This window comes from Streptomyces sp. NPDC048353 (assembly GCF_055587165.1).
This window is the reverse complement of record NZ_JBVJGU010000006.1, coordinates 397,226-410,121: the sequence shown is the minus strand read 5'-3', so window position 1 is coordinate 410,121 and position 12,896 is coordinate 397,226. Positions and strand designations below refer to the sequence as shown.

The following is a 12,896-nucleotide window of genomic DNA, read 5'->3' as shown; positions in this document are numbered from 1 at the left end:
GACTGGGCCGGGCCGGGGCGCCGCCCGCGGCCGGTTCCTTCCGTCGGCGCCGTACCGCCGCCGCTCAGGCGCCGAGGTGGCGCTCCATCCAGTCCGCGGTGGTACGGCGGAACAGGCGCCGGTTGTCCGCACGCCGGAAGTCGTGGCCCTCGTCGAGCAGCGTGAGCAGCTCGGCCTGCAGACCCCGTTCCCGGGCCGCCCGCACCATCTGCTCCGACTCGCCCGGCGGCACGTTGGTGTCGTGCTCCCCGTGCACCGCCAGCAGCGGCACGCGCAGCGCGTCGACGCGGCTCATCGGGGAGAGCGAGCGCAACAGTTCCCGGTCGCGCACCGGATGGCCGTACTTGTGCGCCGCCGACTCGGCGATCCACGGCTCGGTCTCCGCGAAGAAGGTCGCGAAGTCCGACATCCCGCAGACGGCGACGCCGGTACGGAACAGCTCCGGATGCCACACGAGGGACGCCAGGGTCAGATAGCCGCCGTACGAGCGCCCCATCACCGCGAGCCGCGTCGGGTCGGCGCGCCCGGTCAGGACCGCGTGCGCGGCGCAGTCGGCGACGTCGTCGATCGCCGCGAACCGTCCCGTACCGAGGTCGGCGTCCACGAACTCCCGGCCCCAGCCGGAGGAGCCGCGCACGTCGGGGGCGAAGACGTCGAGACCCCGGCCGAGGAGCTCGTGGTACAGGGGGTCGAAGACCGGCCGTTCCTGTTCCTCCGGACCGCCGTGGAGATGGATCACGCACGGGGCGGGCCGGCCGGCGGCGCGGCCTGGCGCCCGGTAGTACCAGCCGCCCAGGTGCAGTCCGTCGCGTGCCACCGGCCGCAGCGGTACGGGCCGCACGGGCGGCCTGCCGGGCGGGACGGCGTCCTCGTCCCGGGAGGACCACGGGGTGCGCGTCGTCAGGGCGCGGGAGGACACCCACCACACTCCCGGGCGGCGCTGGGAACCCGCCACCGCGAGGACCATGCCGCCGGGCCCGGCCCGGGTGATGCGGGTGACGACCTCGTGCGGCAGCGGTACGTCACGGGGCGGCGTCGTCCCGGTGGCGGCGCCGCTGGGCGCGGGCCCACCGGCCGGGAGGCCGAGGGTCTGCAGCTCGCTTGCGCCCTGCACGTTCCACGCCAGGGCGGCCGTCCGGCCGTCCTCGGCGAACGCCAGCAGCTCCAGGTCGCTCTCCTCGCGCTCGGCCAGCACGGACAGGCCGAGGCGCCCGCCGTCCTCGTCGAGCCCCGCGGCGAGCAGGGCGGCGAACCGTCGTTCGTGGTCGCTGCGCAGCCACAGCGTGCGCCCGTCCGGGGAGAACCGGCCGATCCACGGGTCGCCGTCGCCGACCCGCAGGACGGAGCCGGTGACGAGGTCGGCGGTGCGCACGACCACCGCCTCCCGGCGGCCCCGCGGTCCCCGCCGTACCAGCGCGAACCGCTCGTCCTGGCTGACGTCGCACACCCGCAGTGTGGCCGCCCCCGACTCGGCGGCGACGAGCACGGGCGACCGGAGACCGTCGGGATCGACCAGGTACGCGGTGAGCCGGTCCCGGGCGCTGCCGTCCGGGCCGCCGGCCGAGCCGTCGTCCGGGCCCGCCGCCGCTCCCTCGCCGTTCACGTGCCAGGGGGCTCCGTCGATCGCGCCCGAGGGCATCCCGTCCGCCGCGCCGTCACCGCTCACCGGGGTGAACGTGCCCGGCGCGCCGAGACCGCCGGGGTCGGTCAGGCCGGCCGCCGGGCGCGGCCGGTCCCGAGGCGTACCCGACGGGCCGACGTCGCCCCGGCGGGCGCCGCCGAGCAGGGTGGCCGGGCCGTCGCGGTCCGCCCACCCGGCGGGCAGGTCGGCGAAGACGACCTCGTGGTCCGGCGCGGCGGCCGTGTCCTGCCGGGCGGTCTGCCGGGCGGCCGGGCGGGCCGTGTGGCCCGGTGGGGACGGCGGTGGCTCGGCGACGGTGACCGCCACGGCGGACCCGTCGCGCGTCCAGCAGCCCAGGTACGCCGAGGTGCCGGAGTCCGCGCCGGCCACGATCCGGCGGCCGGTGCCGTCCGGGCGTACGCACAGGACGCGGGTGAGCTCACCGCCGCCGGGGGCGACCGTGTAGGCGATCCACCGCCCGTCGGGGGACCAGGCCACCTCCGTGACCGGGTCGGGGTCCGCGTCCAGCAGATGGATCTCGGAGCCGTCCACCGGCCCGGTCCACAGCTGGGGCACGCCCGTCCGGTCGCAGATGAACGCCACCTGCTCGCCCGTCGGGTCCGCCGACGGGTACCAGCAGCCGTGCGCGATCAGCGGCTGGGGCGTGTCGCGCAGGCCCGCGGCATCGGCCAGCGGCACCGTCACCGGTGCCGCCGACGTGACTCCGGTCAGTTGATCCCGTGTGTCTGCAGCCATATCTCCAACAACGCTACGTGCCACAGGGCGTTCGCCCCTCGCTTCGTCCGGTGGTGGTCGGGGGCGGCGAGGAGTTCGGCGACGTACTCGTCGCGGAAGACACCGCGCGCCCGGGCCTCGGGTGCGGAGAGCGCGTGCCGCACCCGTTCGAGGACGGGCCCCGCCATGTGGCGGATCGCCGGCACCGGGAAGTAGCCCTTGGGCCGGTCGACGACCTTCCGGGGCAGCAGCGCGCGGCCCGCGTCCTTGACGACGCCCTTGCCGCCCTGGGCCAGCTTCAGCTCCGGCGGGCAGGCCGCGGCCAGCTCAACCAGTTCATGGTCGAGGAACGGCGTCCGGGCCTCCAGGCCCCAGTCCATGGTCATGTTGTCCACGCGCTTGACCGGGTCGTCGACCAGCATCACGTGGGTGTCGAGCCGCAGCGCCGCGTCGAGCGCGGTCTCGGCGCCCGGCGCCGCCATGTGGTCGCGGACGAACCGGCCGGACTCGTCCTGGCCGGTCAGCAGGTGCGGCTGGAGGATCCGGGCGAAGTCGGAGTGCGGCCGGTCGAAGTACACCTCGGCGTACGTCTCCGGCTCGCGCTCCCGCTCGACGGCGGCCATCGCCGGATACCAGTGGTAGCCGGCGAAGACCTCGTCGGCGCCCTGGCCGCTCTGGACGACGCTGACCTCCTTGGAGACCAGCTCCGACAGCAGGTGGAAGGCGACCACGTCATGGCTGATCATCGGCTCGCTCATGGCCCGGACCGCCCCGTCCAGGGCTGTCGACACCCGGTCGGAGGGCACCATCAGCTGGTGATGCTCGGTGTCGTAGCGCCGTGCGATCAGGTCCGAGTACGCGAACTCGTCACCCTCCTCGCCACCCTCCGACTCGAAGCCCACGCTGAACGTCGCCAGGTCCCGCTGGCCCTCCTCCGCGAGCAGGGCCACGATCAGGGACGAGTCGAGCCCGCCGGAGAGCAGCACGCCGACCGGCACGTCGGCGACCATCCGGCGGCGCACCGCCTTCCGCAGCCCGTCCAGGACCGCGTCCCGCCAGTCGTGCGCGTCCATGCCCGCATCCTCGGGACGGCGGGTGTACGACGGCTGCCAGTAGCACCGGTCCCGGTAGGAGCCGTCCGGCTCCACCACGCGGACCGTGGCGGGCGGCAGCTTGCGCACGCCGTTGAGGACGGTCCGCGGGGCCGCCACCGTGGCGTGCCAGCTCAGGTACTGGTGCAGCGCGACCGGGTCCAGCGAGGTGTCGACGCCGCCGCCGGCGAGCAGCGCGGGCAGGGTGGAGGCGAACCGCATCCGGCCGGGGCCGTGCGTCAGGTACAGCGGCTTGATGCCCAGCCGGTCGCGGGCCAGCACCACGCGGCCGCTGTCGTTCTCCACGATGACGAAGACGAACATCCCGATGAGGTGGTCGACACAGTCCGTACCCCACTGGTGGTACGCCTTGAGGATCACCTCGGTGTCCGAGGTGGAGAAGAACCGGTGGCCGAGGCCCTGCAGCTCGCGCCGCAGCTCCCGGTAGTTGTACACGCACCCGTTGAAGACGCCCGTCAGCCGGGCATCGGTGTCGGTCATCGGCTGTGCGCCGCGCTCCGACAGGTCGATGATCTTCAGACGGCGGTGCCCCAGGGCCACCGGGCCCTGCGACCAGATGCCCCGGCCGTCCGGGCCGCGGGCCGCCAGGCGGTCGGTCATGCGCTCCACGGCGGCCACGTCGGGGCGCCGGTCGTCGAAACGGATCTCACCGCTCAAACCGCACATGTCACACCCACCCGCCGTATGGCGCCCGCCCCCGGCGCGCTGGAGGCCTCGCACTCCTCCTCGACCTGCTGTGAATCAATCACGACAACTCCTTGAAGACGGGGAACGGACGCCCGTACGCCGTCTGTATGGGGTGGCGTCCGGCGATCCGCTCCGCTTCGCGGGTTCCCGTTTGATCGTGGGGCATGCCTCGCGAGACCGCCACCGGCGCCCGCCCCGCACCCGTTCATGATCATCAAGCGGAGTTTTTGCCCCGATACGCAGGGAACCCGCAGCCCCATGGACCATTCACAGGCACCCGTGCTCGACGCGCTGGCCGCGTACCACGCAGAGAACCAGACCCCCTTCACACCGCCCGGCCACAAGCAGGGGCGCGGCGCGGACCCCCGGGTGCGCGCGATCCTCGGCGACGGCGTGTTCCACTCCGACGTGCTCGCCACCAGCGGCCTGGACGACCGGGCCTCGTCCCGGGGGATCCTGGCCAAGGCCCAGGAGCTGATGGCCGACGCCGTCGGTGCGGAGCACACCTTCTTCTCGACCTGCGGCAGCTCGCTGTCGGTCAAGGCCGCCATGCTGTCCGTCGCGGGACCGCACGAGAAGTTGCTGGTGGGACGGGACGCGCACAAGTCCGTGGTCTCCGGCCTGGTCCTCGCCGGGATCGTGCCGATCTGGGTGGACCCGCAGTGGGACCCGGAGCGGCACCTCGCCCATCCGCCGTCCGCCGAGGCCTTCCGCGCCGCGTTCGCCGAGCACCCCGACGCCCGGGGCGCCCTCGTGACCACGCCGACGCCGTACGGCACCTGCTCCGACCTGCGCGCCATCGCCGACACGTGCCACGACCACGGCGTGCCCCTCATCGTCGACGAGGCGTGGGGCGCCCACCTGCCCTTCCACCCGGACCTGCCGACCTGGGCGATGGACGCCGGCGCGGACGTCTGCGTCACCTCCGTCCACAAGATGGGCTCCGGCCTCGAACAGGGCTCGGTCTTCCACCTCCAGGGCGACCTGATCGCACCGGAGGTGCTCAAGAACCGCGAGGACCTCCTGGGCACCACCAGCCCCTCCGTACTCGTCTACGCCGCCCTCGACGGCTGGCGCCGCCAGATGGTCCAGCGCGGCCACGGCCTGTACGACGACGCGCTCGCCCTGGCCAAGACGGTACGGGCGCAGATCGCCGAGATCGACGGCATGCACGTCCACGGGCGCGACGACTTCTGCGGGCCCGGCCGCGCGGCCGACCTCGACCCCCTCCAGGTCATCGTCGACATCACCGGCCTCGGCACCACCGGCTACCGGATCGCCGACTGGATCCGCGAGCACCACCGCGTCAACCTGCACCTCTCCGACCACCGCCGTACGAGCGCCCAGCTCACCCACGCCGACGACAGCCGCAGCGCCCGCGCCCTGGTCGCCGCCTTGCGCGATGTCGCCGCGCACGCCGAGGAGCTGCGGCCCGCGACCCCGGTCGAGGTCCCCGACCCGGCCGACCTGCGTCTGGAGCAGGTCATGCTCCCGCGCGACGCCTTCTTCGGGCGCGTGGAGCAGGTGCCGTGGGAGAAGGCCGCCGGCCGGGTGACCGCCGAGATGCTCACGCCCTACCCGCCCGGCATTCCGGCGGCGGTGCCGGGCGAGAGGCTCAACGCCGAGGTGCTGCGGTATCTGCGCAGCGGCGTCGAGGCGGGGATGGTCGTCCCGGACGCGGCGGACACCGAGGTGAAGAGCGTCCGCGTGACCGTCGAGGACTGACCCGGGCGGCCGTCGGTCCCGGGCAGGGACCGGCACGGCGCCGGGAATCCGGGGCCGGTGAGCCGTTCGCCGGGCCGCGCTGCCCGGGGCGGTCCCGGGCATCAGAGCCCGGCGGCGGCCTTCTCCCGCAGGCGGGCCCAGGCCCGCTCCGACAGGTCCCCGCGGAGCAGGACGTCCGCCGCCGTGCACGCCAGCGCCTCCGCCGCCGCCAGCATCACCTGCCGGGCCCGCGGCCCGGCGGCCGCATCCGCGAACTCCGGCGTGTGGTCCGCCCCGTCCGCGCCCATGATGGCGACGAACGGGTGGATCGCGGGCACCCGCGTGCTGACGTTGCCGATGTCGGACGACCCGAGGTACACCCCCGCCTCGGGCTCCGACAACCGGATCCCCGCCCGCTCCAGATGCCCGGCGAACACGCCGGAGAGCACGTCGTTGTCCCGGAAGTGCTCGTACCGCCCGCCCACGTCGGTGACCTCCACGGTGGTCCGGGTGGCCAGCGCGATGCCTTGGGCGCAGCTCCGCAGCTCCTCCACCAGCTCCTCCAGCGCGGTGGTGGTGCCCCCGCGCAGCCCGAACATCCCCTCCGCGTACTCCGGGACGATGTTCGTGGCCCGGCCCCCGTCCGTCACGATGCCCTGGATGTGCGAGCCGAGGGGCAGCCGCTTGTGCAGGACGCCCAGCGCGTTGAAGAGCTGGATCAGCGCCCCCAGCGCGTCGATGCCCTCCGTCGGGCTGCCGGTCGGGTGCGCGGCTCGTCCGTGGAAACCCACCCGGACCTGCGCGCTCGCCGTGAGCGGCGCCCAGGCCCAGTCGTAGACGCCGGGATGGAACATCAGGGCCGCGTCCACCCCCTCGAACAGGCCCGCCGCCACCTCCGTGACCTTGCCGCCGCCGCGCTCCTCCGCCGGCGCCCCGACGGCCAGCAGTGTCCCGTCGATCCCGCCGAGCGCCGCCCGGACGGCGAGGGCCGCGCCGAGGCCGGCCGAGGCGATGAGATTGTGCCCGCAGGCGTGGCCGAGCAGCGGCAGCGCGTCGTACTCCATCAGGAGCGCGACACAGGGCCCGTCGCCCGGGGCGGCTGCCGTGCCCGTACGCCCGACGAAGGCGGTGGGGAGTCCGGCCGCCCCGCGTTCGACCGTGAAGCCCTCGCGTTCCAGCTCACCGGTGAGCAACCCGGCCGCGCGGTGCTCCTCGTAGGCCGTCTCGGGTTCGCGGTGCAAGGCGAGGCTCACGTCCCAGAGCCGGTCCGCGCGGGCGGCCACCTCCTCCCGGATGCGGGCGTACAGGATCTCCGGGGTCTCGGACACGGTGGCCTCCTTGGACATGGGCGGTCGCTGCCACCTCTCACGTGTTCCACAGAGACGGCGGGCGATGCCCGGAAGGCGGTTCGCGTCACACCGGTCCGCGCACGTAATCGCCTGAGCGAGGGGTACGCGGGACGGGACGGGCCCCGAGGAATGACGTGGACGGGAGAGGTGTGTCCGACCGGACGGCTGGAGTGGGCGCCTGGTGCCGACGGCACGGGCACGAGGTGCGTACGTTCGTGAGGGACGCGGTCCGCGGGCCGGGCGAGGCGCGCGACAGGCTGCTGCTCCTGGCCAAGGGCGCGGCCGCCGCGACCGCCGCCTGGTGCCTGGCCTCCTGGCTGCTGCCCGTGAACGTCACGGCGTTCGCCCCGTTCACCGCGCTGCTGGCCCTGCAGTCCACGGTGTACCGCTCGCTGTGGGACTCCGTGCAGTACCTGGGCGCCATGGCGATCGGGACCGCCGTGGCGGCGGGCTTCGGCAGCACCGTCGGCGTGCACGCCTGGACCCTCGCCGTCCTGGTCTTCATCGCCCTCCTGGTGGCCCGGCTCGACCTCCTCGGAGGGCAGCGCGGCCAGGTCCCGGTCGTGGCGCTCTTCGCGTTCGTGGGCGGCGGGGGACGGCTCGACTACATCGGCCCGCTGGTGACCTCCGCGGCCATCGGCGTGTGCTGCGGTCTGGCCGCGCACTTCGCGATCGCCCCCTCCCCGCACACGGACACGGCCCGTCGGCGGGTCGCCGACCTGGCCGCCCACACCGCCGACCTGTTGCGGGACCTGGCGCGGACCGCCGCGGGGGAGACCGAGGACGAGGACGTACGGCAGGACTGGCCGCACCGCTGCGAGGAGCTGGTGGCACGAGCGGCGCACGCGCGGACGGCGCTCGAGAAGGAGCAGGAGAACACCCGGCTCAACCCGCGCCGGCCGTGGAACAGCGCCCAGGCCGCGCTGCTCCGCTGCCACGAGGCGGTCAGCATGATCGAGCGCATCGGTACGTACGTCCGGTCCATCGCACGGGCCCTGGCGTACGAACGCCAGACCTCCGCGCCGGCCGGCCGGGAGCGGCCGGCAGGCTCCTCCCCGGACTCCCCAGGCATCTCCACCGGAACGGCCGACGAGGCCGCCGCCGACGCGTCGGGTGAACCGTCCGGCGACGCGTCCGCCGCCACCGCCTCCCCGGAAGCGTCCGCGGCGGCGGACTTCCTCGCCTCCTACGCCGGGCTGCTGCACGCCACCGCCGAGGCGCTCGTCTGTCTCGACCCGCCCCGGGGGCCGGAGGACTCCGCCCGCCTCCGCCGTCTTGTCGAGGACGCCGAGCGCCGCTACGAGGACACAACGGCCCTGGCCCGTACCGGGCACCTCGACCATCCGGGGGAGTGGCCCGTCCACGGCACGGCGCTCGTGGAGGCGGCGCGGGTCCTGGAGGAGATCACGTACCTGTCGGGCCGTGGCGAGGGGGCGCGGAAGTGAGCGGGCCGCCGGGGGCGGCCGGAGCGTGCGCGCGGGTCGGGCGGGCTCAGTGGTTCCGGAGAGGTGCGCCGTGCAGAGGCGCGGTGCGCGCCGGCCGGAAGCCCACGTCGTCGACGCGGAAGGTGGGGTGGCTGCGGCGGCGTGCCGAGGCGCGGCAGCTCCAGTGCTCGTCGAACCAGCCGCCGCCGCGCAGCACGCGGTAGGTGCCGTAGACCTCGGGGTCGTAGACGTCCCAGCACCAGTCCCAGACGTTGCCCAGCATGTCGTGGAAACCCCACGCGTTGGGCTGCTTGCCTCCCACCTCGTGGACGCGCTCCGCGGCGTTGCCGCGGTACCAGGCGATGTCGTCGAGGGGGCCGTAGCGCGGACCGGTCGTACCGGCGCGGCAGGCGTGCTCCCACTCGGCCTCGGTCGGCAGCCGGTATCCGTCGGCTGTGGCGTCCCACGCGACGGGCGCGTTGCTCTCGACGCCCGCCTGGGCGGCCGCCCTTCCCGTCCCCGCCCGCGCTCCCGCCTCCGCTTCGGCGTCGAAGTGGTAGGCGGGCGTGAGTCCTTCACGCAGGGACAGGGTGTTGCAGAACCGGATCGCGTCCCACCAGGAGACGCTGTCGACGGGCAGGCGGTCCCCCTCGGCCTCGCCGGGCCGTTCCCCGGTCACCTCGGCGTACAGCGCGCGGGTGACGGGGACCCGCGCGAGGTGGAAGGGGGCGACGTCGACCGCCCAACGCCGTTGCGTCCGCCGGTCCGAGAGCGTGACCTGTCCGGCAGGGACGGTGATCATGTCCATGGGGGGACCTTATCGGGCGGGTCGAGGAGCACCCGAGGGGGGAATCGGCGCCACCCGCCCGGCGCGGGCGGCCCTTTCAGTGGTCGCGGCGCGCGCCGAACTCCAGGAGTCTGGGCGCCGCTTCGCCGGCCGAGGCCGTTTCGAGCAGCCGCCGGTCCGAGGTGGCGGGGCCGGTCAGGCTGAAGGGGACGCCGATGCTCTGGCACATGCGGCGGGCGCGGGCGACCGCGCTGAGCGTCGCCGGGGACGGTGTGGCCGACGGCAGCTCGAAGACCACCAGGCCCGGCCGGTGGGCGGAGACGAGCGCCTCGACCTGGAGCGCGGCCGCGGCACGGTTGGTGACGTTCAGATCCTGCTGGACCTTCACGTGCAGGGTTCCGTCGTCGATCAAGTGGGTGACGAGCATCGTCCACCGCCCTTCCTCGGGGTGCACAGGAGGCGCCGCCGCGCGGCTCGGAGCCCGCGTGCGCGTCCCAGTGTGACGCCAGGGCGTCGGGCCGGGCAGAGCGGCGCGCTCACGACAAGTATCCGAAAGGCGGCGGCGATCATCGGTTTCGCCCGTCGGCCGAGGGGGCCGCCGGGCGGGTGGCGTACGGGACCGGGTCGACGGCCGTACGCCCGCTTCTCCGGAACCGGAGCGGACCGGAGCGTAGGGGAGGGGAGCGCACCGGAGCGTCGGGCGTCCCCACGGCTCGCGGCACGTTCGTGCTCCGGGCTGCTCAGGGCTGCTCAGAGCAGAGCCGCTCCGGGGTGTTCCCGGCGTCGCCCGGAGCGCCCGTCGCACTGGGCCCGCGCGTCCGCGCACCGGCTCGGACGCGGTTTCCCTCCGGCTGTGTGCGGCGCCCAGGTCCGTCCGCCCGGCGTCGTCGCCCCGACGGTCGTGCCGGCGCGGACGGCGGCCCCGGCTGCCGCGGTACCGCCCCGGGGCCGTCCGGTCGCGGGCGGTCTGCCCGCGCGCGTACGCCCCGGTGGTCTCAGGTCATGCAGGTGAGGTCAGGCCGGGCGGCGCCCGGCCGGTCGTGCGGTGGCGCCGGAGCGGGGTGTGCTCCGGCGGCGCCCCCGGACGAACCGGGCGGCGCCGAAGCCGGCGAGAAGTCCGCCGCCCGCCAGACCCACGGCTCCGGCGGGGGAGAGGGCGTCGGAGAAGGCCTCGGCGAGGGCGTCGGCGCCCGATCCGGCCCGCCGCACCGCGCCGGTGGCCCGGCTCGCGGCGGCCGCCGTATGCGGTGCCGACAGCCCGGCCGCCCCGATCATCAGCCCGGCGACACGCACCGGCCGCAGACGCCTCACGATCCGCTCCCTCCGTCCCCCGCCCGGCCACCGGAGGATGATCCGAAGAGGTGCGACCCGGGCCGTGTCCGGACGGCCTCGCAGGGGCGTGTCCGGACGCCCGAAAGCACCTCGCGGGGGATGGATCCCCCGCGACACGCCGAGGAAGGCGCTATTCCGTGCTTTTCACCCGTACGGGCCGCGGTTCGGCCGTCGGGAGGACACGGGCGGCCCGGGCGAACGGCGAGGTGCGGGCGGGCTTGCGGGCGGGCCGCTCCCCACGGGTCTCCGCGGCGAGCAGGTCCACGGCGGCCAGCAGGTCCTCCCGTGCGGCGGCCGCCCGCAGCCGCCGGGCGGTGCTCCCGTTCGCCACGGTCCTGGCGACGAGGTCGCGCACCAGCTCCCAGTCGCCGTACTCCTCCAGAGCGGGGCGCAGTCGGCGCAGGAGCGTCCCCATGACCCGGGCCGCCGGGGCTGGGCGCCGGGTCTCCGGATCGATGAGCTCCGCTTCGAGCCCCGACCGCGCCGCGCGCCAGGTCGCCGCGCGCAGCCATTCGTGCCTGCCGTCGCACGCCCGGTACCCGGGCCGGTCCGCACGGGCGAGGACGTCGGTCACCAGGGCGCGGAAGAGCCCGGCGATCATCACCACGGTCTCCGGGCGGGGGCAGGCGTCACAGACGCGCAGTTCGAGGGTGCCCTGATGGGCGGACGGCCGGACGTCGTAATAGATCATTCCCGCGTCGCTGATGACGCCCGACCGGATGAGGCCCGCCACGGCGCCGTCGTACTCCGCGGCGTCGCGGAAGCAGCCGGCGGGCCCGGCGGTGGGCCACCGCTGCCAGAGCATGGTCCGCCAGCTGGCGTATCCGGTGTCGGAGCCGAGCCAGAAGGGGGAGCTGGCCGACAGGGCGAGCAGCGGCGGCAGCCACGGTCCCAGCGCGCACAGGGCGCGGACCGCGCTGTCGCGGTCGGGGACGTCGACGTGCACCTGGGCGCCGCAGATCAGCTGTTCGTCGGCGACGCGGCGGTACTCGTCCGCCATGGCGCGGTAACGGGCGTCCGGCGTGACGTCCACCGCCTCGATCCGCCCCAGCGGGGCGGTGCCCGCGCCGATGACGGCCAGGCCGTGGCGTGCGGCGGCCGCGTCGAGTCCCCGCCGGGTGCGGAGCAGGTCGTCGTGCAGCCCTTCCAGGGACGCGTGGACCTCGCTGTTGGTCTCGACGATCGAACGCGCCATCTCACGGGTGTACGTCCCGCCGGGCAGCCCGTCCAGCAGCACGTCGGCCCGTGGTACGAGGGAACCGCGCTCCCTGTCGACCACGTGGAACTCTTCCTCAACCCCTACCCGAACGGTCACGACCACTCTCCAGGGATCCCGGGGACGGTTCGACCGGCCTTCCCTGCCTTGCGTGGGGCGCCCTGCCAGGAACGGCGGCAGGTCAGGAGGCCGGCTCTACGTCACCCGACTGCCCGGATACGCCCGCCTTAGGCATCGCACCCGCGGGCGGCGCGCCCGAGCCGTTCCGGCCGTCGACGCTCCCCGGTCACCCGCCGACGCTCCCGCTCACCCGTCGACGCTCCCCGGTCACCCGTCGACGCTCCCCGGTCACCCGCCGACGCCCGCCGGCTCGCCGCCGGGCCGCCCCCGGGGCTCCGCCGGGACGACCACGACCTGGACGTCGTCCTCGTAGATCACCCGGCCGGGCGCGGCGGACCGCAGCGTCTCGTACGCCACGCCGTGCGCGGCGAGGACGTCGAGGTAGCCGTCGATCCGCTCCAGGAGATGCGTCGCCGTCGGTTTGAACCAGGCGGCGGCCCCCGGATGGACCGCGGGGTCGTAGACCGACGGGTCCACCGTCGACGGGTCGGTGTAGGCGGCGTCGTACCAGGCGTTGTTCACCCGTCGGAACCGCTCCTCCTCCGGATCGAGCCGCCCGGCCCGCCCGAGGTTGTTCACCAGGCCGAACACGCCGGTGAAGTGGCCCCGTTCGTTCGGGACCGCGGCCTGGAACCGTACGTACTCCGTCGGGGCGGATCGCCCCGTCCCGCTCTCGCCGTTCGCCATCGACCGAGCGTCCCACAGCGCCGTGGGGGGGGGCCCCCCCCCCCCCCCCCCCCCCCCCCGGGGGGGCGCGGGGGGGGGGGGGGGGGGGGGGGGGGGGGGGGGGGGCGCGCCCCCCCCCCGGG

Annotated in this window: 10 protein-coding genes; 2 read left to right on the top strand and 8 right to left on the bottom strand. The window is 75.0% G+C overall.

Annotated elements, in window-relative coordinates:
• Positions 1 to 64: 64 nt before the first annotated feature.
• Positions 65 to 2,377, bottom strand: coding sequence for a S9 family peptidase (locus tag ACZ6RC_RS23785; protein WP_469586563.1), 2,313 nt, complete (start codon positions 2,375 to 2,377; stop codon positions 65 to 67).
• Positions 2,350 to 4,134: an N-acetylglutaminylglutamine amidotransferase gene (locus ACZ6RC_RS23780; protein WP_391133906.1), complete on the bottom strand. Its 1,785-nt coding sequence runs from the start codon at positions 4,132 to 4,134 to the stop codon at positions 2,350 to 2,352. Before ACZ6RC_RS23780 ends, ACZ6RC_RS23785 begins: the two co-directional genes overlap by 28 nt.
• A 279-nt stretch (positions 4,135 to 4,413) precedes the next feature.
• Between ACZ6RC_RS23780 and ACZ6RC_RS23775 the strand changes: the two genes are divergently transcribed.
• On the top strand, positions 4,414 to 5,880 hold the full coding sequence (locus ACZ6RC_RS23775; protein WP_469586559.1) for an aminotransferase class I/II-fold pyridoxal phosphate-dependent enzyme: 1,467 nt from the start codon (positions 4,414 to 4,416) through the stop codon (positions 5,878 to 5,880).
• A gap of 101 nt (positions 5,881 to 5,981) precedes the next feature.
• Here ACZ6RC_RS23775 and ACZ6RC_RS23770 read toward each other — a convergent pair whose 3' ends face one another.
• A complete protein-coding gene (locus ACZ6RC_RS23770; protein WP_469586555.1) occupies positions 5,982 to 7,205 on the bottom strand; it encodes an amidohydrolase in 1,224 nt (407 codons plus the stop codon).
• Between the two features lie 218 nt (positions 7,206 to 7,423).
• Between ACZ6RC_RS23770 and ACZ6RC_RS23765 the strand changes: the two genes are divergently transcribed.
• Positions 7,424 to 8,653, top strand: a complete 1,230-nt coding sequence (locus ACZ6RC_RS23765; protein WP_469586553.1) for an FUSC family protein — start codon at positions 7,424 to 7,426, stop codon at positions 8,651 to 8,653.
• A gap of 46 nt (positions 8,654 to 8,699) precedes the next feature.
• Here ACZ6RC_RS23765 and ACZ6RC_RS23760 read toward each other — a convergent pair whose 3' ends face one another.
• The 5 genes from ACZ6RC_RS23760 to ACZ6RC_RS23740 form a co-directional block, all read right to left on the bottom strand.
• Positions 8,700 to 9,434, bottom strand: a complete 735-nt coding sequence (locus ACZ6RC_RS23760) for a formylglycine-generating enzyme family protein (RefSeq protein ID WP_469586773.1) — start codon at positions 9,432 to 9,434, stop codon at positions 8,700 to 8,702.
• A gap of 82 nt (positions 9,435 to 9,516) precedes the next feature.
• On the bottom strand, positions 9,517 to 9,846 hold the full coding sequence (locus ACZ6RC_RS23755; RefSeq protein WP_391133893.1) for a hypothetical protein: 330 nt from the start codon (positions 9,844 to 9,846) through the stop codon (positions 9,517 to 9,519).
• A gap of 587 nt (positions 9,847 to 10,433) precedes the next feature.
• Positions 10,434 to 10,730: a hypothetical protein gene (locus tag ACZ6RC_RS23750; protein ID WP_391133890.1), complete on the bottom strand. Its 297-nt coding sequence runs from the start codon at positions 10,728 to 10,730 to the stop codon at positions 10,434 to 10,436.
• Between the two features lie 151 nt (positions 10,731 to 10,881).
• The gene (locus ACZ6RC_RS23745; RefSeq protein WP_469586548.1) at positions 10,882 to 12,066 is read right to left on the bottom strand and encodes a carboxylate-amine ligase; all 1,185 of its coding nucleotides are present in this window, start codon (positions 12,064 to 12,066) and stop codon (positions 10,882 to 10,884) included.
• A gap of 249 nt (positions 12,067 to 12,315) precedes the next feature.
• Positions 12,316 to 12,774, bottom strand: a complete 459-nt coding sequence (locus tag ACZ6RC_RS23740) for a hypothetical protein (protein WP_469586546.1) — start codon at positions 12,772 to 12,774, stop codon at positions 12,316 to 12,318.
• Positions 12,775 to 12,896 lie beyond the last annotated feature (122 nt).